This is a genomic window from Microbulbifer regidiadema (SeqCode) (genome assembly GCF_052466995.1).
This window is the reverse complement of sequence record NZ_CP174297.1, coordinates 4,674,967-4,695,081: the sequence shown is the minus strand read 5'-3', so window position 1 is coordinate 4,695,081 and position 20,115 is coordinate 4,674,967. Positions and strand designations below refer to the sequence as shown.

The following is a 20,115-nucleotide window of genomic DNA, read 5'->3' as shown; positions in this document are numbered from 1 at the left end:
TAATTATCCGGCCTGACGCCTGTACTTAAGCCAGCGGAGTAGGTATTTTGCCATCAAGGGAAACACCCCCAACAATACAAAAGACAACAGCAGTGGCATAGATAAAATATCTTTGAGGCTTTCCACCTGTGCCAACTGGGTACCTGCGTTGACATAGACTACCGTAGCCGCCAGCATTCCCAGCTGGCTGACCCAATAAAAGGTCCAAACTTTAATATGGGTAAGCCCCACCAGAATATTGATCAGAAAAAAAGGAAAGGCCGGCACTAATCGCAGGGCAAAAAGATAAAATGCCCCCTCCCGATCAACCCCCTTGTTAATCACTTGAAGGTGCCCGGAAAAGCGCCCTTGGATATAGTCGCGAAATAGATAGCGAGCCAGTAAAAATGCGAGAGTAGCGCCGATACTCGAGGCAAAAGAGACAATCACGGTTCCCCAAAAGAGCCCAAACAGTGCGCCGGCGGCAACCGTAAGAATGGCCGCTCCCGGCAGCGACAGCCCCGTGACCAAAATATAAAAAACAAGAAATAAAAAAGCGGCCACAAAGGGCGACGACATCTGCCAGTGCTTAAACTCCTCCGCCCCACTCTTTAACTTCTCCAGGCTCAGCCAGTGATGCAAATCGAGTGCATAGAAGAGTGCCACCAATCCGACAATAGCGACCAACAGCAAAATTTTTTTATTCATAGCTCCCAGGTTCCATACTCCAGCACTAGAGAGCCCCAGCGCAACTACTGCCCTGCCCGGCCGTACAGCCGTAGCAGTGGTCGGCCACACAAATATCTGAACCCTGCAAGTCCACTTCGAGTAAATCGCGCAGATGTAAACGGCCGGGAAGCGGCATATTGAGCTGTTGATTAAAATCACAATCAAATAGGTTTCCCTGCCAATCGACACTGACCAGGTTGCGACACATCACAGCGGCAAGGTTATCGGCACTGTAACTGCGCTTAAGTAACGCCATATAGTCGTGGAACTGCCCTTTTGAAATCAGCATCGAACCAAAGCGCTTGATCGGCATATTGGCGAGGGCGAACAAATGATTGAACTCAATAGAGAAGTGGTCGGCCAGCTCGCGCCGGTAATCCGCCTCTAAGGCGCCCTGCTCCGGCGGTAAAAAAGGCCCCTGGGGGTTGTAGACCAAGTTGAGCTGTAGGCCACTGCCGGGCTTACCGTAGCCCAGCGTATTCAATTTCTGTAGCGCGGCGATACTCTTGTCAAAAACCCCTTTACCCCGCTGCTTATCCACGTTGTCGATGGAGTAACACGGTAGGGAGGCGACTACCTCAACCTGATTCTGAGCGAGAAATTCAGCAGTATCCTCCTGACCCGGCTCAAACAGGACAGTCAGGTTACAGCGATCGATCACATGCACTCCCCGCTCTCGCGCCCCGCTTACCAGCGCGCGAAAGCCCCAGTGCAACTCCGGAGCACCGCCGGTGATATCCAGTATGCGGGTTTTGCGCGCAGCAATCACTTCCAACAACAGCGCCAGGTTTTCATCAGACATCATTTCCGTGCGATTGGGCCCGGCATTGACATGACAGTGCACACAGCGCTGATTGCAGCGGTAGCCAATATTGACCTGCAAGGTCTCAAGCGCCTTGCGGCGAATGGGCGGAAAATCCGACTGTTCCAGCAGGGGCAAGGTCTCAAGCATCGATATCGCCGCTCCACTCTTCAAATAGTGCTTCTGTCGGAGCCAGCAGGGGTTTTATTACTGCTTGTTTTTCCTCCGGCATCGCCTCAAGAGGGGTCACCAAAGCGCTTAACAGCGCCGTATGCGCGGAGGACTCCGGCCGCTCAGTCCCCAGCATCCGTATCGCCTCCCGCGCAACCTGCTGCGCGCGCGCGGCGTTTTGTTGCAGATTGGCAATGGCGATTTCTGCGGTTACCGCCTCTTCGCGCGGGTGCCAACAATCGTAGTCCGTCGCCATCGCCAGCGTGGCATAGGCGATCTGTGCCTCGCGGGCCAGCTTGGCCTCCGGCATATTAGTCATACCGATCACCGATGCCCCCATACTGCGATACCAGTGCGACTCGGCACGGGTAGAAAACTGCGGGCCCTCAATACAGATATAGCTACCGCCGCGATGTAACTGAATAGGTTCCCCGGCTTGGGTTAGGGCAAAAGCCCGCGCCAAACTGTCTGCGACAGCGGGGCAAACCGGGTCGGCCATAGACACATGGGCAACCGCCCCAGCGCCAAAAAAAGTGCTCTCCCGGCGACGGGTCATATCGATAAAGTGATCGGGAATCAGCATATCCAGCGGCCGCACCTGTTCCTGTAGGGAGCCCACGGCGGAGAGTGAAAGAATATAGCGCACACCCAGTTGGCGCAGGGCGTGGATATTGGCCTGATAAGGCACCTCGGAGGGGGTCAGGCGGTGGCCGCGCCCATGGCGGGCGAGGAAAGCCACAGGGATACCTTCGAGCTTACCGCACACGATGGCATCTGAGGTGTCGCCAAAGGGCGTGTCCATCCGAACCTCATCCGCGTCCCTGAGCCCCGGCATATCGTAAAGACCACTGCCCCCAATTACCCCAATCAAAGCCCTCGCCATGTTCACTCCTAAACAGTTGGTTTTTCCGCAGTATAGGAGCGCACGCCGAGCGTGTATATCACTGACACTCAGGCAAAAATCAGGCGCTAAAACGGCATCGACAAAGGGGAAAGGCAGCGCTAGATGAGCCCTGCTCCGGTTGAGATCGCAGCCAGCCAGAAAACCCCCTCTTGTATACAGGCTAAACTACCAGCTATATTTACCCGGGTATAAATATTTAACCCGGATAAATATAGGAAAATACAGTGAGTGCTGACTACATCGCTATCAATCAACAACAGATCATCGCCCGAGGAACACTGGAAACCGTTATTCGCCAAGTGAAGGAGATGAATACGGACCCCGAGCCGATTGTTTTCGAGGCGGAAAGCTGCAAACGGATTGAACTGGATTGGCATAGCGACACCCAGGTGTTACTGGCAGAGTTAGCTGCGAACACAGCCGCCCGCAAAAGCAAGCGTGGGCGCCCCAAATTAGGGGTTACCTCCGGGGAAGTTACCCTGCTGCCCCGCCACTGGGAGTGGTTGCGTCAACAGCCCGGCGGCGCCTCTGTCACACTGCGCAAACTGGTAGAACAGGCACAAAAACAGCTCTCTCCCGAAGAGCGCATCAGCGGCAAGCAACAGGCACTGGATAAATTTATGCTGTTAGTTGCAGGGGATACCCCCGGCTTTGAGGAGGCCAGCCGCGCCCTGTATAGAAACAGTCTGATCAGCTTTGAAAAAGCCATCCACTCCTGGCCCGACGACCTTAAAAAATTAGTACTAAATAAATTTAAAGCGATTGCGGAGATGCACAGCGGTAAGCTGTAAAACGGATTTACTATGTACAAACCACAAGACAACCTATTTGTTAGCGGCGCCTTGCTGCCAGTTTTTCTTAAAAGTGCCGTGCCGATCGCCCTGGTAATGCTGGTAAATGGTTCATTTACCTTACTGGATACTTATTTCCTGGGGATATATGCCGGCTCAGATGCCCTTACCGCCGTCACTTTAACATTTCCGGTCGTGACACTGATGGTAGCCCTATCCTCTTTGATCTCCGCAGGCTACTCCAGTGTTCAGGCCAGACTTTTGGGCGCCGGGGAAAAAGACCAGGCAAAACACGTTTTCTCCCAGGCAATCACTTTAGCATTAATCATTTGTGCTGCATTGATGTTGCTATTTTTTCTGGGCGGCTGGCAACTAACCCTGTTGATGTCAGGCAATGTAAAACACCTAGCGGAGATGAGTTACACCTACCTGGTCATACTTATACTGTTCTCACCGGTATTTTTTATTGGCACTGTCAATTCGGATACCTTGCGCAGTGAGGGGAAGCTCCGCCTAATGACCTTCGCCTCCCTTTCGTCAGTACTACTCAATGCCATATTTAATTATATTTTTATCGCCCATTTAAAAATGGGCGTAGCCGGCTCTGCTTACGGTACAGTGTTGGCAAAAACAATCACACTACTACTCGTCGCAGGTTATCGCCATTTTGGACGGACAGTTATTGATACGCAGATTATCCATTTATCCAAGCAGTATAATCTGTGGTCGAAATTTATCTCCCTGGGGTTGCCAACCAGCTTAAATTATATCGGCGTATCACTGATATTTGCTTCCGTAATTTTCACTATGCAAATCTGGAGTACGGGCAATTACGATTCGACTGCCGCTGCCTACGGTATCAGCACTCGCATTATGACCTTTATTTTCCTGCCACTGCTGGGTTTCAGCCAAGCTTTTCAGACCCTGATTGGCAGCAATGCTGGGGCTAAAAACTGGTCCCGCGTCGACAGCAGTATCAATATCGCTTTAACCGTAGCATTCACCTACTGCCTAGCGCTACAACTCAGCATATTAATGCTCAAAGATACCTTGGGCGCCTTATTTGTCAGCGACCCACAAATTATTGCAGAGGTTGCCCGTATTCTGCCGATAATGACGCTTGTCTATTTTTTGGCGGGACCCTTAATGATAATCAGCACCTTCTTCCAGGCTATTGGCGATGCCAAGCGCGCAGTCATTCTCGGGGTAACAAAAACCTACCTCTTTGTGCTGCCACTTATTTTGATATTACCGCTACTATTTGGTGAGGTGGGGATATGGTATGCCGGGCCTATCGCAGAACTGCTGTTACTGATTTTAACTATTTGTGTACTTTATCAGCGCGGTCGCGATCACGGGCACAAATATGGTTTATATAACACCCAACAGGTACCCTCTTAAGTCTATTTTTGCACCCGCCTCGGCTTTGTACTCTTAGCCCAAGTATCAATTGAGCAAGGGAACCTACGGCTCCCTTGCTCAAGCGAAGAAAAATACCCCCTCAACTCAAGGCAACGGCAAAAGAGCTGGGCAAGGTCTGGCGCTTGGCATCATAGAGATATGACAGCATATCCAAATCGCCTTCACTGGGGTTCCAGCTAGAACTGTTTACCTGGTTGGGCGATATTTTACAGCCGCCGCCAGGGGTGTTTTTTAAGATTCCCAGCGCCTTTGCCTGGTCGTCATACATCATGATGGACTTGCCATCGAAAGCCGAGCCATGGGTTAAAAAGCGGCTTAACGTTTGCACCCGAGTTTGATGTTGCAGGGAGTCCAGAGTGTTCTGCACCGCGAGAGGGGCATCGGAGCGCATATGCTCGTGGGCAAGACCGAGCGTGTGGCCAATTTCATGGGGAAGCGAAGCTATCGCCGCTCGATCAGAGCGCCAGTTTACCCCGCAATATTGCTTGGTATCGTTGGTAAATCCTACAGTGGCACTGCTGCGATCATCCATAATGGTAACCACCCCACGGCCAGCCATACCCACCGGTAGAAATTTAACCGCCGCAAATCTAAACTTGCGATAAATACAAATTTCCCAGTGAGACATGGCCCTTTTTACCGCATTGACATAGGCGGCATCCAGATTTGGGGGGATGTAGTATCTCACCACACCATTTGGCCAAACCCCACCAACCTCTTCATTTCTGTCCAAAGAGAACCCCCCAAAACTTATCTTATAAGATATTTTTCGAGATTTTTTGTCTATTGCTAATCCCATATCGCTAAAGCTCCTGAAATTTTTTTTGTTATCGGCCGACAAAGCAACACTGCCGTACCAAGACTGGCAAGTCAAAAACCAGCTGAGCTAGCTAAAAAGTAAAAAAGGGAAACAAATCACAAAAAATAATTCAGCCATTGCGCGCCCGCATATATGCCCATTCAAAAAAATACAGAGCCCCGCAAATAAAACAAAAACACCCCGGGTAAAAATCGGCAGAAATCTCTTATAAAACAAGGCGTTCACCTACCTTCAGGCAGGGATAGAAAAAATGCTGAACAAAACCTAACTTCCGGTCAACACCAGAAAAAGCTGACAAGCTGTAAAAGTGTACAAATTGTGAAAGTGTAAAGGTTGGTAAAGAGACGAGAAAAAGAAGGCTGAACATCTCCCCAGCCGACTAAGCTGGTGTGTTCACACCCATAAAAAAAGCCACCCAATGGGTGGCTTTTTTGAAAACTAAAAGTTGGCAATTGCTTACCAGCCAGTAATTTCCTTCAGAGCGTCGCCGATCTGAGCCAGGGAGCGCACGGTTTTAACACCAGCGTCTTCCAGAGCAGCGAACTTCTCGTCAGCGGTGCCTTTACCACCAGAGATGATCGCGCCCGCGTGACCCATACGCTTGCCGGGAGGAGCAGTTACACCAGCGATGTAGGAAACTACAGGCTTGGTAACATTTTCCTTGATGTAAGCAGCCGCTTCTTCTTCAGCAGTACCACCGATCTCACCGATCATAACGATTGCTTCGGTCTGCGGATCGTTCTGGAACATTTCCAGGATATCGATGAAGTTGGAACCCGGGATGGGGTCACCACCGATGCCCACACAAGTGGACTGGCCGAAGCCGTAGTCGGTAGTTTGCTTAACCGCTTCATAGGTCAGGGTACCGGAACGGGAAACGATGCCCACTTTGCCCGGCTTGTGGATGTGACCCGGCATAATGCCGATCTTGCACTCACCCGGAGTGATAACACCCGGGCAGTTCGGGCCGATCAGGCGCACGCCCAGCTCGTCGCACTTCACTTTAGCGTCGAGCATATCCAGGGTCGGGATACCTTCGGTGATACAAACAATCAGTTTGATACCAGCGTTGGCCGCTTCCAGGATGGAATCCTTACAGAAAGGCGCAGGTACGTAGATTACGGAAGCTTCAGCACCGGTCTTCTCTACCGCTTCTTTAACGGTGTCGAATACTGGCAGGCCCAGGTGAGTCTGACCGCCTTTGCCCGGAGTTACACCACCAACCATCTTGGTGCCGTAAGCAATCGCTTGCTCGGAGTGGAAAGTACCCTGGGAGCCGGTGAAGCCCTGACAGATTACTTTAGTGTCTTTGTTAATCAATACTGACATGATTATTTACCCTCCGCAGCTTTAACCACTTGCTCAGCAGCATCGGTCAAGCTGGTAGCCGCGATAATGTTCAGGCCACTGTCGCTCAGAACCTTGGCGCCCAGGTCTGCGTTGTTGCCTTCCAGACGCACAACAACCGGTACTTTAACGCCCACTTCTTTTACTGCACCCACAACGCCTTCGGCGATCATGTCACAGCGAACGATACCACCGAAGATGTTGATCAGTACGGCTTTTACGTTCTCGTCGGACAGGATGATCTTGAACGCTTCAACAACGCGCTCTTTGGTCGCGCCGCCACCAACGTCCAGGAAGTTAGCCGGCTTGCCGCCGTGCAGATTTACGATGTCCATGGTGCCCATGGCCAGGCCAGCGCCGTTTACCATGCAGCCGATGTTGCCATCGAGCGCTACGTAGTTCAGGTCGAACTTGGCAGCGTGCGCTTCGCGCGGGTCGTCCTGGGAAGGATCGTGCATTTCGCGCAGGTCAGCGTGGCGGTACAGCGCGTTGCTGTCGATTACCACTTTGGCGTCCAGGCAGTGCAGGTTGCCTTCGGTGGTGATTACCAGCGGGTTGATTTCCAGCAGGGCCAGATCTTTTTCCTGGAACATTTTTGCCAGGCCGAGGAAGATCTTGGTGAACTGCTTAACCTGAGTCGGGTTCAGGCCCAGTTTGAAAGCCAGCTCACGCGCCTGGTAAGGCTGAGCGCCTACCAGCGGATCGATGGTGGCTTTCAGGATTTTTTCCGGAGTCTCTTCCGCTACTTTCTCGATCTCAACGCCACCTTCGGTGGAGGCCATGAAAACGATACGACGGGTAGAGCGGTCAACAACAGCACCGAGGTACAGCTCTTGATCGATATCGGTGCAGCTTTCAACCAGGATACGGGAAACCGGCTGACCATTTTCGTCTGTTTGATAAGTTACCAGACGCTCGCCCAGCCACTTTTTGGCAAACTCTTCAATTTCTGCCTTGGAATCTACCAGCTTTACACCGCCAGCCTTACCGCGGCCACCAGCGTGTACCTGGGCCTTTACTACCCACTTATCACCGCCAATTTCGTCAGCCGCTGCTGCTGCCGCTGCCGGGGTTTCCGCTGCAATGCCTTTGGAAACCGGCAATCCGTATTCCGCAAACAGTTGTTTGCCCTGATACTCATGCAAGTTCATAGTCAATACCAATTCACATATAAAATGTGTTTACTAATTGCAGATCACTCTGCACCTGAGAGAGAAATTTAAAATTTCCGTCGTTGCAAATTTCAAATTCCACAAATGAAACCGGGGCAGCTAATCAAGCAATAATTAGCTGCCCCGAAATCGAAAAATAATCTTACTTGCGCTTCTTGCGATTTACGGTGTGAATCGCATGGCCGTGCACGCCCAGTGCCGCTTCTTTCACGGCCTCAGACAGAGTCGGGTGTGCAAATACCGTCATACCGATATCTTCAGCGCTGGAGCCAAACTCCATCGCGATCGCCACCTGCTGCACTAGATCTGCCGCAGACGGGCCAACAATGTGGGCACCCAGTACGCGGTCAGTTTCCGCGTGCGCGATGATTTTCACAAAGCCCTGGGTATCGTTGGCGGCCATAGCGCGGCCGTTGATCGCAAACGGGAAGCTGCCTACGTTGTAGGGCTCGCCATCGGCTTTCACCTGCTCTTCGGTGCGGCCAACCGCAGCGATTTCCGGGTGGGTGTAGATCACGTTGGGGATCACGTCGTAGTTCATCATCGGCTTCTGGCCGGCGATGCGCTCGGCAACCACAACACCCTCTTCAGAGGCCTTGTGCGCCAACATCGGGCCGCGCACCACATCACCAATCGCCCATACGCCCGGTGCAGAAGTCATGCACAGGTCGTTGACGTAGATGAATCCGCGCTCGTCCATCTTCACATCGGCATCTTCAGACAGCAGGCCTTCGGTGTAAGGGCGACGGCCGACGCAGACGATCAGCTTGTCGAAAGTTTCCTGGTGTTCTTTACCATCTTTGTCCTGGTAAGTAACAACCACTTCCTCGCCTTTCACTTCGGAGCCGGTTACGCGGCAAGCGAGGCGGATATCCAGACCCTGCTTCTTGAAGATCTTCTGGGACTCTTTGGCAACCTGTTGGTCCATGATTGCCAGGAACTTGTCCATGGCTTCCAGAACAACCACTTCGGAGCCCAGGCGGTTCCATACAGAACCCAGCTCCAGACCGATAACGCCAGCGCCGATAACACCCAGGCGCTTGGGCGCTTCGGTGAATTCCAGCGCGCCGCTGGAGTCGACAATAATTTTATTGTCTACCGGAGCGGGCGGAATATTTACCGGTACAGAACCGGAAGCCAGAATAACGTTTTCAGCTTCGTAGACGGTGCTGTTGCCTTCGTCGTCGGTCACTTCCACTTTCTTGTTCGCCAGCAGTTTGCCGGTGCCGAAAATGGAGGTCACTTTATTGGCAGTGAACAGGCCGGCAACGCCGCCGGTCAGCTTGTTAACGATCTCGCCTTTGCGCTCGATCATCTTGCTCACATCCATCTTGACCTTGCCGACTTCAATGCCGTGCACGTCGAGAGCGTCTTTGGCCTCGTGGTACTTCCAGGAGCTATCCAACAGAGCCTTGGAGGGAATGCAACCTACGTTCAGGCAGGTACCGCCGTTTACGTATTTGCCTTCCTTGTTTTTCCACTTTTCAATACAAGCGGTCTTCAGGCCCAGCTGAGCGGCACGGATGGCAGCGACATAACCACCAGGACCAGAGCCAATTACGATTACGTCAAATTTTTCCGACATGATCAGTTCCAGATATTTCTAATGCAGTGTGATCGAGGGGGCCCGCAGGCCCCAGGATTTATTGTTTAAACTTCGAGCAGGATACGCGCTGGATCTTCGATCATTTCCTTGATCGCTACCAGGAAGCCAACCGCTTCCTTACCGTCGATCAGACGGTGGTCATAGGACAGCGCCAGGTACATCATCGGCAGGATTTCCACCTTGCCATTTACCGCCATCGGGCGCTCCTGGATCTTGTGCATACCCAGAATTGCCGTTTGCGGCGGATTCAGAATCGGAGTGGACAGCAGGGAACCGAATACACCACCGTTGGTGATGGTGAAGGTGCCACCGGTCATCTCTTCGATAGACAGCTTGCCGTCGCGGGCGCGAACACCCAGATCGCGGATATTGTTTTCCATATCCGCCAGACCCATGTTTTCCGCGTTGCGCAGAATCGGCACAACCAGACCTTTCGGCGAGGAAACCGCTACACCGATATCCTGGTAACCGTGGTAAACGATATCGTTGCCATCGATAGACGCGTTCACTGCGGTGTAGCGCTTCAGCGCTTCTACTGCAGCTTTTACGAAGAAGCCCATAAAGCCCAGACGAGTGCCGTTGTGGGTCTTCTCGAACAGGTCTTTGTAGTTCTTGCGCAGGTCCATAATCGGCTTCATGTTCACCTCGTTAAAGGTGGTGAGCATGGCGGTGGACTGGGACGCGTCCAGCAGGCGCTCGGCGATACGCTTGCGCATACGGGTCATAGGAACGCGCTTCTCTACGCGCTCACCCGGAGCTACCGCAACTTCAGCAGCAGCAGCGGCGGCAGGTGCAGCAGCGGCAGCCGGCGCAGTACCCGCTTTCATTACATCTTCTTTGAGAACGCGACCACCCTTGCCAGTGCCTTCAACACCGGCCAGGTCTACACCCTTCTCTGCAGCCATTTTCTTGGCAGAGGGCATGGCAATTTTATCGCCAGCTGCGGGAGCTGCGGCTTCGGCAGCCGGAGCTGCCGCTGCTGCCGGGGCAGCGGCTGCGCCAGCGCCCGCTTCAAACTGGGCAATCACCTCATTGGAGAGAACGGTATCGCCCTCACCCTTGATGATTTCAGTCAGGGCACCATCGGCAGGTGCAACAACTTCCAGCACAACTTTATCGGTTTCGATATCCACGATCAGCTCATCGCGGGACACCGCTTCACCGGGTTGCTTATGCCAGGTGGCGACAGTTCCGTCCTGAACAGATTCAGGGAAAGTTGGCGCTTTAATCTCGATCGTCATTTTTTCTGTTTCCTGAGATTGACTCTTCACTTATTACTGCCGCCGGTTACTTGACGGTCAGCGCCTCGTTGATGAACTTATTCTGTTCTTCAAGGTGCGTGGACATATAGCCCGCCGCAGGTGCTGCGGATGGGGCGCGGCCCACGTATTCCAGATCCAGCTTCGGATGGGTCTCCGACAACAGACGACGCAAGTGGTGTTGGCTGGAGTACCAGGCGCCCTGGTTCATGGGCTCTTCCTGACACCAGGCGACACTCTTGATCTTCTTGAATGCGGATACCGCTTCCACAAACTCTGCGTCCGGGAATGGGTACAGCTGCTCGATTCGCACGAACGCAACATCTTCCTGTTCGCGCTCCATGCGGGCTTCCAGCAGGTGGTAGTAAACCTTGCCGGAACACAGAACCAAGCGTTTCACTTTGTCTGGATCTACGCCCTGGTCCTGGATCACATTGTGGAAGCGGCCTTCGGCCAGCTCTTCCAGGCTGGAGGTGGCCAGCTTGTGACGCAGAATCCATTTCGGGCTCATAATCACCAGCGGGCGGCGCATGGGGCGCACTGCCTGGCGGCGCAGCAGGTGGAAGATCTGCGCCGGAGTAGTGGCGTTACACACCTGGATATTGTGCTCGGCACACAGCTGCATAAAGCGCTCAAGACGCGCAGAGGAGTGCTCTGGGCCCTGGCCTTCGTAGCCGTGCGGCAACAGCATTACCAGGCCGCACATACGGCCCCACTTGTGCTCACCGGAGGTGATGAACTGGTCGATCACAACCTGGGCACCGTTGGCAAAGTCGCCAAACTGGGCTTCCCACACCACCAGAGATTTAGGTGTGGTGGTGGCGTAGCCGTATTCAAACGCCAACACCGCCTCTTCGGACAGCAGCGAGTCGTAGATATAGAACGGCGGCTGGTCTTCAGACATGTGCTGCAAAGGCACATAGCTCTGGCCGTCTTTCTGGCTGTGAATCACCGCGTGGCGGTGAGAGAAGGTTCCGCGACCCACATCCTCACCAGTAAAGCGGACCATAAAGCCCTCTTCCAGCAGGGTGCCGTAAGCCAGAGTTTCCGCCATGCCCCAGTTCAAGGGCAGTGCGCCACCGGCCATTTTGCGGCGGTCTTCGTAAATCTTGGAGACCTGGCGCTGCATCACAACGCCATCGGGCACGTTGGTCATACGAGTGGCGACATCCTGCAACTTCGGCAGTGCATAGCCGGTATCGGCGGGCGTATCCCAATCGTGACCCAGGTAGGGGCTCCAGTCCACAAACATGGAGGAGTCCGGCTGCTTCACCAGACCGGTAGCCACGTCTTCACCCGCATCCAGCTTGTCGCGGTAATCGTTGGCCAGCTTGTCTGCGGCAGCCTTGTCCAGGATGCCCTCGCCCACCAGCTTCTCAGAGTAAAGCGTGCGGGTGGTTTTGTGCTTGCGAATGGTCTGGTACATCAGCGGCTGGGTACCAGAGGGATCGTCGGTCTCGTTGTGGCCGCGACGGCGGTAGCAGACCAGATCGATAACGATGTCTTTCTTAAATTCGTAGCGGTAATCCACCGCCAGCAGCGCGGCCAATACGACCATTTCCGGATCGTCGCCATTTACGTGCAGCACCGGCGCATCGATCATCTTGGCGGGATCGGTGGAGTACTCGGTGGAGCGGGCGTCTTCGCGCTTACTGGTGGTAAAGCCCACCTGGTTGTTCAATACGATGTGCACCGTGCCGCCGGTATAGTAACCGCGAGTCTGGGACATCTGCAGGGTTTCCTGCACCACACCCTGGCCGGCAAAAGCCGCATCGCCGTGGATGTTGATCGGCATCACCTTCTCACCGGTGCCGTCGTTGCGACGGTCCTGGCGGGCGCGCACGGAACCCACTACCACCGGCGCACTGATTTCCAGGTGCGACGGGTTGAAAGCCAGGGCCAGGTGAACTTCACCGCCGGGGGTCATCACGTTGGAGGAGAAGCCCTGGTGGTACTTCACATCACCGGAAGTATCGAGGGTTTTCTTGCCTTCAAACTCTTCGAACAGGTCAGCGGGGTTTTTACCGAGGATATTCACCAGGGTATTCAGACGGCCGCGGTGGGCCATACCGATCACCACTTCCTTCACCCCGTAGGTACCGGAGCGACGGATCAGGGCGTCCATCATCGGGATCAGGCTCTCGCCCCCCTCGACACCAAAGCGCTTGGTACCCGGGTACTTGGAGTCCAGATGGCGCTCCAGGCCTTCAGCGGCGGAGAGGCGCTGCAGGATTTCAACCTGGATATCGTTGCCGAAGTTGGCTTTGGACTGGCTGCGCTCAAGGCGCTGCTGGAACCACTGCTGCTCTTCCAGGTTGGAGAGATGCATGATCTCTGCGCCCAGGTTGCCACAGTAAGTATTCTCCAGGCCCTCGACGATTTCACGCAGAGTCGCCTCCTCTTTGCCGAGGAACAGGCTGCCGGTATTGAAGGTGGTGTCGAAGTCACCTTCAGTCAGGCCGTGGTAGCTCAGCTGCAGGTCGGGCACCTGTTCGCGGGCCATCAGACCCAGCGGGTCGAGGGTCGCTTTCTTGTGGCCGCGATGGCGGTAGGAATCGATCAGTTGCAGAACTTTAATCTGCTTGCGCTCGTGCTCAATATTGGCCGAGCCGGCCGCACCGGGAGCGGCTATCGGGCGCGCGCGATGCTTGCTGAGCAGCTCAAAGTGCTGGCGTACAGCGGCGTGGGAAACATCGCTGCTGCCTTCAACGCGGGGGAGGCTATCGAAATAATTGCGCCACTCCTCGGGGACACCGTTGGGGTCGTGCAGATAGGTCTCGTAAAGCTCCTCCACGTAGGCAGCATTGCCCCCGGAGATATGGGAGCTACGCCACAGCTGCTCCATGGTACTTTCGTGCATGTTGATGCCTACCTCAATTGCAGTGTGCTGATCTTCTCTTGAGCCACTGCGCTTTCCTTTCACTCACAAAAGGGGAGGCGCACAAAGCCACCTCCCCTTTTCAGTTTTTTACCGGTTAAAACCGGCTTTTTGTCATTTGCTTGGCACCCTACCTGGCGCCGGGCTCGCGAAGCGCGAACCCCAGCGGGCCGATAATCGGCCGCAGCATCCCCTACACGGCGCGGGTCAGCAGCATATTGCGGATATGGCCGATCGCGCGGGTCGGATTCAGACCTTTCGGGCAAACATTGACACAGTTTTGAATACCGTGGCAACGGAATACACTGAAAGGGTCATCCAGGTTGGACAGGCGCTCGTCAGTGGCCAGGTCGCGGCTATCCGCCAGGAAGCGGTAAGCCTGCAACAGGCCGGCCGGGCCGATAAACTTGTCCGGGTTCCACCAGAAAGACGGACAGGAGGTGGAACAGCAGGCGCACAGAATACACTCGTACAGGCCGTCGAGCTTCTCGCGATCTTCCGGAGACTGCAGGCGTTCGATCGCCGGAGCCGGCGTATCGTTTTGCAGGTACGGTTCGATCTTCTTGTACTGCTCGTAAAACTGTTCCATATCCACAACCAGGTCGCGGATTACCGGCAGGCCCGGCAGCGGGCGCAGAACCAGTTTACCCTTGGGAGCCGCTTCAGACAGTGGCGTAGTACACGCCAGACCATTGCGACCGGAAATATTCATACCGTCGGAGCCACAGACGCCCTCACGGCAGGAACGACGGAAAGACAGGGTCGGGTCTTCGGCCTTCAACAGCTCCAGAACGTCCAGCACCATCAGGTCTTTGCCCTGGGTGTCCAGATCGTAGTCCTGCATGTAAGGCGCTTTGTCGGTTTCCGGGTTGTAACGGTAAATGCTTACTTTCAACATACTCTATTCCGCTCCCGAATCAGTAAGTCCGAGCTTTCGGTTCAAAGGCTTCCATGGTATTAGGCGCGAAGTTTACCGCACGCTTGCCGACACGTTTTTCCGTGGGGAAATACATAGAGTGGCACAGCCAGTTTTCATCATCGCGCTCCTGGAAGTCCTCGCGGGCGTGAGCGCCGCGGCTCTCGGTGCGAGTCTCTGCGGCAACCGCCGTAGCCTCGGCAACTTCCAGTAGGTTTTGCAGTTCCAGCGCTTCAACACGGGCGGTGTTAAACGCGCGGCTCTTATCGTCGAGGCGCACATTCTCAATACGCTCGCGCAGATCTGCAAGCTTCTTCACGCCTTCGGCCATAAAATCACCGCGACGGAATACGCCGAAGTGGTTCTGCATCACGCCCTGCAGCTCTTTGCGCAGGTCCGCAGCCTTCTCACCTTTGTCATTGGTTTCCAGGCGGTTCAGGCGCGCCATAGCGGCTTCGAGATCGGACTCGGAAGCTTCGCGGTGCTCGATACCTTCGCGCAGGGACTTCTCGATAAACAGGCCGGAAGCGCGGCCAAATACCACCAGGTCCAGCAGGGAGTTGCCGCCCAGGCGGTTGGCGCCGTGTACGGACACACAGGCGACCTCACCACAAGCGTAGAAGCCATCGATAATCTGATCGTTACCGGCAGCGTCCTGGGTCAGCGCCTGACCGTGAACATTGGTGGGAATACCGCCCATCATATAGTGACAGGTAGGTACTACCGGGACTGGCACTTTGACCGGGTCGGCGTGGGCGAAGGTCTTGGACAGCTCACAGATACCCGGCAGACGGCTGTTGAGCAGTTCTTCACCCAGGTGATCGAGCTTCAGGAATACGTGATCGCCTTCCGGGCCACAGCCGCGGCCGTCGAGGATTTCGAGGACCATAGAGCGAGCCACAACGTCGCGGGAAGCGAGGTCCTTGGCATTGGGGGCATAGCGCTCCATAAAACGCTCGCCATCTTTATTCACCAGGTAGCCGCCCTCACCGCGACAACCTTCGGTCACGAGTACACCGGCACCGTAAATACCGGTGGGGTGGAACTGCCACATCTCGATATCCTGCACCGGCATACCGGCACGCAGGGCCATACCGACACCGTCACCGGTGTTGATGTGCGCATTGGTAGTGGAGGCGAAAATACGACCGGCGCCGCCGGTAGCGAATACGGTCGCCTTGGACTTGATGTAAACCACTTCGCCATCTTCGATGCACATGGCGATCACACCCACAACCGCACCGTCCTGGTTCTTCACCAGGTCAATCGCAAACCATTCGTTCAGGAATTCGGTTTTGTGCTTAACGTTGTTTTGATACAGGGTATGCAGCAGTGCGTGGCCGGTGCGGTCAGCAGCGGCACAAGTGCGCGCAGCCTGGCCACCGCGACCAAAATCCTTGGACTGACCGCCAAAGGGGCGCTGGTAGATACGGCCTTCCTCAGTACGGGAGAAAGGCAGACCCATATGCTCCAGCTCAAATACGGCCTCAGGACCTACGGAGCACATATATTCGATCGCGTCCTGGTCGCCGATATAGTCGGAACCCTTAACGGTATCGTACATGTGCCAGCGCCAATCATCGTTGGGATCTGAGCTGGCGATCGCACAGGTAATGCCGCCCTGGGCAGATACCGTGTGAGAACGAGTCGGGAATACTTTGGTAATCACCGCAGTTTTATAGCCGGATTGGGCCATCTGCAGGGCAGCGCGCATACCGGCACCGCCGCCACCAATTACAATCCCGTCAAAAGAAATAGTACGCATGTTCGCCATTGCTTATACACCCCAAAGAATTTCAATGCCCCACACCGTGTACAACACGGCAACCGCAGCCAAAATCACTTCTACGAACAAACGCAGAACAGTGGCTTTACCGCCCATCATCCGGTTGGTGATGTAATCGGTAATCACGGACCAGAGGCCAATCCAGGCGTGAATAATGGTGGACAGCAAGGCAACCAGGCTGAACACACGCATCCAGCGCTGGGCGAACAGTTCGGACCAGGCCTGGTAGCCAAAGTCCTGACTAAAAAAGATAAAACCCACTATAAAGAGGGTGTACGCAAGCAGTATTACCGCAGTGACTCGCTGGTAGAGCCAGTCGAAAGTGCCGCTACGACCAAAGCTTGTTACTGTTTTTACCACAACCAAACTCCCGCCAGAAGAATAAGGATTACAGCCAGCGCCAGCACTGATACAGCACTGCGACGACCGCCTTCGAGGCTTTCACCTATCCCCATATCCATAAACAGATGACGAACACCTGCCAGTATGTGGTAAATAAGTGCCGCCAGAGATGCCCAAAGAATGAGCTTGGCAGGGATACTGCTAAATATCGCTGCGATTTCGGCGAATCCCTGCTCGGATTCCAAACTGGCATCGAGCATCCACAGTAATAGTGCAACAACAACGAAGAGCACTACACCGGAAATACGATGCAAAATGGAAACCACAGCGGTAGCGGGAAGCTTTATAGTGGAAATGTCTAAATTGACAGGTCTGTTTTTGTTCACAGGAAAAACACCTTGTTGCCCTGAACGACCGGGCGCCCGTTAGCTTTTCAATGGAGGGACGAGCTGCTTGCAGATCACTTTGCACTCGACCAGATAAAGCCTTACACAAAGTAGCCGTACCATGGCGCAAGCCGCGCGGATTATAGGCATTCACTAGTCAAAACACAACGAACGCCTGCAATTACGCCGGCTTCCCGCCAGTATCGCGCAACAAAGCCGGAATCGCGGGATTTCTCCAGAGATTCCTGTGCACTATCTAGACAAATACTCTACGAGCATGGACCGAAACCGGATATCCTGCCGGCAATAGACTGATGGTCCATTCCTTTTGGTTTGACAATTTGCGGCTCGGCACTTAAGTTTGGCCCCGCTCAAAAGGCCGCCAGCACCCGAAAGCAGCGGGAAAAGGCCGGCATAAGAACATTTTTAGGAGTCCGCAATGTCCGATAAAAAAGCGCAGCTCACAGTCGATGGTATCGACGGTGCCCTTGAGATGCCCGTTCGCTCCGGCACCCTCGGCCCCGATGTGATCGATGTCGGCGGCCTGACCGGCAAAGGCTTATTCACTTACGACCCGGGCTTCGTATCCACCGCCTCATGTGATTCCCAGATCACCTTTATTGACGGCGGCAAAGGCCAACTGCTGCACCGCGGCTATCCCATCGAGCAACTGGCAGAGAAATCCGACTACCTGGAAACCTGCTACCTGCTGATGAATGGCGAGCTGCCCAACGCAGAAGAAAAAAAGAAGTATGTAGACACTATTATGTCTCACACCATGGTTCACGAATCCCTGGTAAACTTCTTTAAAGGCTTCCGTTACGATGCCCACCCGATGGCGATGATGTGCGGCGTAGTCGGCGCCCTCGCCTCTTTCTATCACGACTCCCTGGATATCACCAATCCAGAGCACCGTGAGATCTCCGCCCACCGCCTGATCGCCAAGATGCCAACCCTGGCAGCTATGTGCTACAAGCACTCCCAGGGCATGCCCTTCATGTACCCGGACAATAGCCTCAGCTACTCCGAAAACTTCCTGCACATGATGTTTGGCAACCCCTGTGAGCCCAGCAAGATCGATCCGATTGTCGCCAAGGCAATGGACATCATCTTCCTGCTGCACGCAGACCACGAACAGAACGCCTCCACCTCCACCGTTCGCCTGGCAGGCTCCTCTGGCGCCAACCCGTTCGCCTGTATCTCTTCCGGCATTGCCACCCTGTGGGGACCCGCTCACGGCGGTGCCAACGAAGCGGTACTGAACATGCTGGAGGAAATTGGCGATGAGAGCCGTATCGACGAGTTCGTACAGCGCGCCAAAGATAAGAATGACCCCTTCCGCCTGATGGGCTTCGGCCACCGCGTCTACAAGAATTTCGACCCCCGCTCCCGCGTAATGCAGGGCATCTGCGATGAAGTTCTGGGCGCCATGGGTGCAGAGAATGATCCGCTGCTGAAGATCGCCAAGAAACTGGAGAAAATCGCCCTTGAGGACGATTACTTCGTAGAGAAGAAGCTCTACCCGAACGTAGACTTCTACTCCGGCATTATTATGAAAGCTATCGGTATCCCCACCGATATGTTCACCGTGATCTTCGCCACCGGCCGCACCTCCGGTTGGATTGCACACTGGAATGAAATGATTTCCAACCCGTACAAGATCGGTCGCCCTCGCCAGTTGTACACTGGCTACCCGCAGCGCGATTACGTACCGCTCGAGCAGCGCTAAGCTCAAGCAAAAAACCCGGCCACGCCGGGTTTTTTATTGCCCTAATAATTTAAAATAGCGGCAGATACTCTTTTTGGTTTTCTCAACGCTAATCAACTGTATTTTGTTAAAATTCTAAAAGCAAAGCGCTGGGTTGTGACTTAAGTCTCAATTTTGTAATTTTACCCAATCCCCCTCCCCTCCAGCAGTTAAACCCGCTGTCATCCAATGTAAAATCCGACCCGCCCGCCGGGCTCCAAATAGCTTTACTTTCCTTAAGCTACCGCTCTTAGCTCGCGGAGCGATCAGACTTAATAACAGCTTTTAAAAATCTACTGGGACTAAATTCATGCTTAGTTTTATTTCCGGGATGTTCCGAAATAAGAAAACAGAAGATGCAGCGGACCTTGAAGAGAAGTACACACGCAGTTCCTACGCAGGAGCTAAAGGTGCCCGCACCATCTCTTACGACCCCACTTTAATCAAAGCACTGGAGGATGATCACCGCACCCTGATCAGCATCTTTCAACGCATGTGGTCTGAAGGTTTCGAGAAAAAAAATTATCGACAGCTGTCACAGCTGCTGACCCAATTTAAGTCCGGCTTTCAAGCTCACCTGATTAAAGAAAATGTGCGCTTTTATGTGTACCTGGAGCAGGCCCTGGCTGGCGACGCCCACACCCTACAGGTGGTCAAAGATTTCCGCACTGATATGAATGAGATCGCAAATACGGTTGTACAGTTTTGTAAGCGCTACAACCACGAAGCCTTTACTTCGGAAATGGTGCGCGATTTTAAAATGGACTACCAGAAAATTGGTGAAGCACTGACCCGTCGAACAGCGCTAGAAGAAAAAGAACTCTATGTCCTCTATCAGCCCTCATAAAAGCAACATTTAGTTTTTTTATTAAAGGTAGTGAGATATTTAACCTATTAATGCCGATAAGAAACAATAGCTTACCCTAGGCATATTATTTTTACAGTCTGCTGCCCACAAGGATGGGGCCGCACACTTTTTAAACAGAAATCGCCATATAAAAAACCGAACCCCCATCCTCTGCTGCCTCTTAATTTCTCCAATTAACACCCGCGTCAAA

17 protein-coding genes are annotated in these 20,115 nt (G+C 53.9%); 4 read left to right on the top strand and 13 right to left on the bottom strand.

Features of this window, described 5'->3' with window-relative positions; all coding sequences use genetic code 11:
* Positions 1-3: 3 nt before the first annotated feature.
* The 3 genes from ACJJIK_RS20585 to mtnP are packed head-to-tail and all read right to left on the bottom strand — an operon-like array spanning position 4 to position 2,564.
* Complete coding sequence (locus ACJJIK_RS20585; protein ID WP_444930087.1) at positions 4-687, bottom strand: TVP38/TMEM64 family protein; 684 nt, start codon at positions 685-687, stop codon at positions 4-6.
* A 25-nt stretch (positions 688-712) separates the two neighbouring features.
* On the bottom strand, positions 713-1,660 hold the full coding sequence (gene arsS, locus ACJJIK_RS20580) for an arsenosugar biosynthesis radical SAM (seleno)protein ArsS (protein ID WP_444930086.1): 948 nt from the start codon (positions 1,658-1,660) through the stop codon (positions 713-715).
* A complete protein-coding gene (gene mtnP, locus ACJJIK_RS20575) occupies positions 1,653-2,564 on the bottom strand; it encodes an S-methyl-5'-thioadenosine phosphorylase (RefSeq protein ID WP_444930085.1) in 912 nt (303 codons plus the stop codon). Before mtnP ends, arsS begins: the two co-directional genes overlap by 8 nt.
* A 245-nt stretch (positions 2,565-2,809) precedes the next feature.
* Here mtnP and ACJJIK_RS20570 point away from each other — a divergent pair, with 245 nt between their 5' ends.
* Together ACJJIK_RS20570 and ACJJIK_RS20565 are read left to right on the top strand one after the other, a co-directional pair.
* Complete coding sequence (locus tag ACJJIK_RS20570) at positions 2,810-3,376, top strand: DUF2239 family protein (RefSeq protein ID WP_444930084.1); 567 nt, start codon at positions 2,810-2,812, stop codon at positions 3,374-3,376.
* Between the two features lie 12 nt (positions 3,377-3,388).
* Positions 3,389-4,777: an MATE family efflux transporter gene (locus ACJJIK_RS20565; RefSeq protein ID WP_444930083.1), complete on the top strand. Its 1,389-nt coding sequence runs from the start codon at positions 3,389-3,391 to the stop codon at positions 4,775-4,777.
* A 100-nt stretch (positions 4,778-4,877) separates the two neighbouring features.
* Here the strand turns inward: ACJJIK_RS20565 and ACJJIK_RS20560 are convergent, their stop codons facing one another.
* From ACJJIK_RS20560 to sdhC, 10 genes are all read right to left on the bottom strand, one after another.
* Entirely contained in the window at positions 4,878-5,531 is a 654-nt protein-coding gene (locus ACJJIK_RS20560) for a M12 family metallopeptidase (RefSeq protein WP_444930082.1), read from the bottom strand.
* A 543-nt stretch (positions 5,532-6,074) separates the two neighbouring features.
* Positions 6,075-6,947 (bottom strand): succinate--CoA ligase subunit alpha, encoded by an 873-nt coding sequence (sucD, locus tag ACJJIK_RS20555; protein WP_108734154.1) that lies wholly within the window; start codon positions 6,945-6,947, stop codon positions 6,075-6,077.
* 2 nt (positions 6,948-6,949) lie between these two features.
* The gene (sucC, locus tag ACJJIK_RS20550) at positions 6,950-8,116 is read right to left on the bottom strand and encodes an ADP-forming succinate--CoA ligase subunit beta (RefSeq protein WP_444930081.1); all 1,167 of its coding nucleotides are present in this window, start codon (positions 8,114-8,116) and stop codon (positions 6,950-6,952) included.
* A gap of 163 nt (positions 8,117-8,279) precedes the next feature.
* The gene (lpdA, locus tag ACJJIK_RS20545) at positions 8,280-9,722 is read right to left on the bottom strand and encodes a dihydrolipoyl dehydrogenase (protein ID WP_444930080.1); all 1,443 of its coding nucleotides are present in this window, start codon (positions 9,720-9,722) and stop codon (positions 8,280-8,282) included.
* Between the two features lie 65 nt (positions 9,723-9,787).
* On the bottom strand, positions 9,788-10,984 hold the full coding sequence (odhB, locus tag ACJJIK_RS20540) for a 2-oxoglutarate dehydrogenase complex dihydrolipoyllysine-residue succinyltransferase (RefSeq protein ID WP_444943721.1): 1,197 nt from the start codon (positions 10,982-10,984) through the stop codon (positions 9,788-9,790).
* Positions 10,985-11,030: 46 nt separating this feature from the next.
* Complete coding sequence (locus ACJJIK_RS20535; RefSeq protein WP_444943720.1) at positions 11,031-13,862, bottom strand: 2-oxoglutarate dehydrogenase E1 component; 2,832 nt, start codon at positions 13,860-13,862, stop codon at positions 11,031-11,033.
* Between the two features lie 211 nt (positions 13,863-14,073).
* Positions 14,074-14,778, bottom strand: coding sequence for a succinate dehydrogenase iron-sulfur subunit (locus ACJJIK_RS20530; protein WP_444930077.1), 705 nt, complete (start codon positions 14,776-14,778; stop codon positions 14,074-14,076).
* A 19-nt stretch (positions 14,779-14,797) separates the two neighbouring features.
* Positions 14,798-16,570, bottom strand: coding sequence for a succinate dehydrogenase flavoprotein subunit (sdhA, locus tag ACJJIK_RS20525; protein ID WP_444943719.1), 1,773 nt, complete (start codon positions 16,568-16,570; stop codon positions 14,798-14,800).
* Positions 16,571-16,573: 3 nt separating this feature from the next.
* On the bottom strand, positions 16,574-16,942 hold the full coding sequence (gene sdhD / locus ACJJIK_RS20520; RefSeq protein ID WP_444930075.1) for a succinate dehydrogenase, hydrophobic membrane anchor protein: 369 nt from the start codon (positions 16,940-16,942) through the stop codon (positions 16,574-16,576).
* On the bottom strand, positions 16,936-17,310 hold the full coding sequence (gene sdhC / locus ACJJIK_RS20515; protein WP_444930074.1) for a succinate dehydrogenase, cytochrome b556 subunit: 375 nt from the start codon (positions 17,308-17,310) through the stop codon (positions 16,936-16,938). The genes sdhD and sdhC overlap by 7 nt, the downstream gene beginning before the upstream one ends.
* Before the next feature lie 439 nt (positions 17,311-17,749).
* Here sdhC and gltA point away from each other — a divergent pair, with 439 nt between their 5' ends.
* Both gltA and ACJJIK_RS20505 read left to right on the top strand, forming a co-directional pair.
* Complete coding sequence (gltA, locus tag ACJJIK_RS20510) at positions 17,750-19,039, top strand: citrate synthase (RefSeq protein ID WP_444930073.1); 1,290 nt, start codon at positions 17,750-17,752, stop codon at positions 19,037-19,039.
* A 328-nt stretch (positions 19,040-19,367) separates the two neighbouring features.
* On the top strand, positions 19,368-19,904 hold the full coding sequence (locus tag ACJJIK_RS20505) for a hemerythrin domain-containing protein (RefSeq protein WP_444930072.1): 537 nt from the start codon (positions 19,368-19,370) through the stop codon (positions 19,902-19,904).
* Positions 19,905-20,115 lie beyond the last annotated feature (211 nt).

Bases quoted from the DNA above. Each gene is read 5' to 3' on its own strand.
- sucC (WP_444930081.1), bottom strand. From the start codon at position 8,116: ATGAACTTGCATGAGTATCAGGGCAAACAACTGTTTGCGGAATACGGA.
- ACJJIK_RS20565 (WP_444930083.1), top strand. From the start codon at position 3,389: ATGTACAAACCACAAGACAACCTATTTGTTAGCGGCGCCTTGCTGCCA.
- ACJJIK_RS20585 (WP_444930087.1), bottom strand. From the start codon at position 687: ATGAATAAAAAAATTTTGCTGTTGGTCGCTATTGTCGGATTGGTGGCA.
- ACJJIK_RS20535 (WP_444943720.1), bottom strand. From the start codon at position 13,862: ATGCACGAAAGTACCATGGAGCAGCTGTGGCGTAGCTCCCATATCTCC.
- lpdA (WP_444930080.1), bottom strand. From the start codon at position 9,722: ATGTCGGAAAAATTTGACGTAATCGTAATTGGCTCTGGTCCTGGTGGT.
- ACJJIK_RS20530 (WP_444930077.1), bottom strand. From the start codon at position 14,778: ATGTTGAAAGTAAGCATTTACCGTTACAACCCGGAAACCGACAAAGCG.
- arsS (WP_444930086.1), bottom strand. From the start codon at position 1,660: ATGCTTGAGACCTTGCCCCTGCTGGAACAGTCGGATTTTCCGCCCATT.
- ACJJIK_RS20505 (WP_444930072.1), top strand. From the start codon at position 19,368: ATGCTTAGTTTTATTTCCGGGATGTTCCGAAATAAGAAAACAGAAGAT.
- gltA (WP_444930073.1), top strand. From the start codon at position 17,750: ATGTCCGATAAAAAAGCGCAGCTCACAGTCGATGGTATCGACGGTGCC.
- odhB (WP_444943721.1), bottom strand. From the start codon at position 10,984: ATGACGATCGAGATTAAAGCGCCAACTTTCCCTGAATCTGTTCAGGAC.
- sdhA (WP_444943719.1), bottom strand. From the start codon at position 16,570: ATGGCGAACATGCGTACTATTTCTTTTGACGGGATTGTAATTGGTGGC.
- mtnP (WP_444930085.1), bottom strand. From the start codon at position 2,564: ATGGCGAGGGCTTTGATTGGGGTAATTGGGGGCAGTGGTCTTTACGAT.
- sucD (WP_108734154.1), bottom strand. From the start codon at position 6,947: ATGTCAGTATTGATTAACAAAGACACTAAAGTAATCTGTCAGGGCTTC.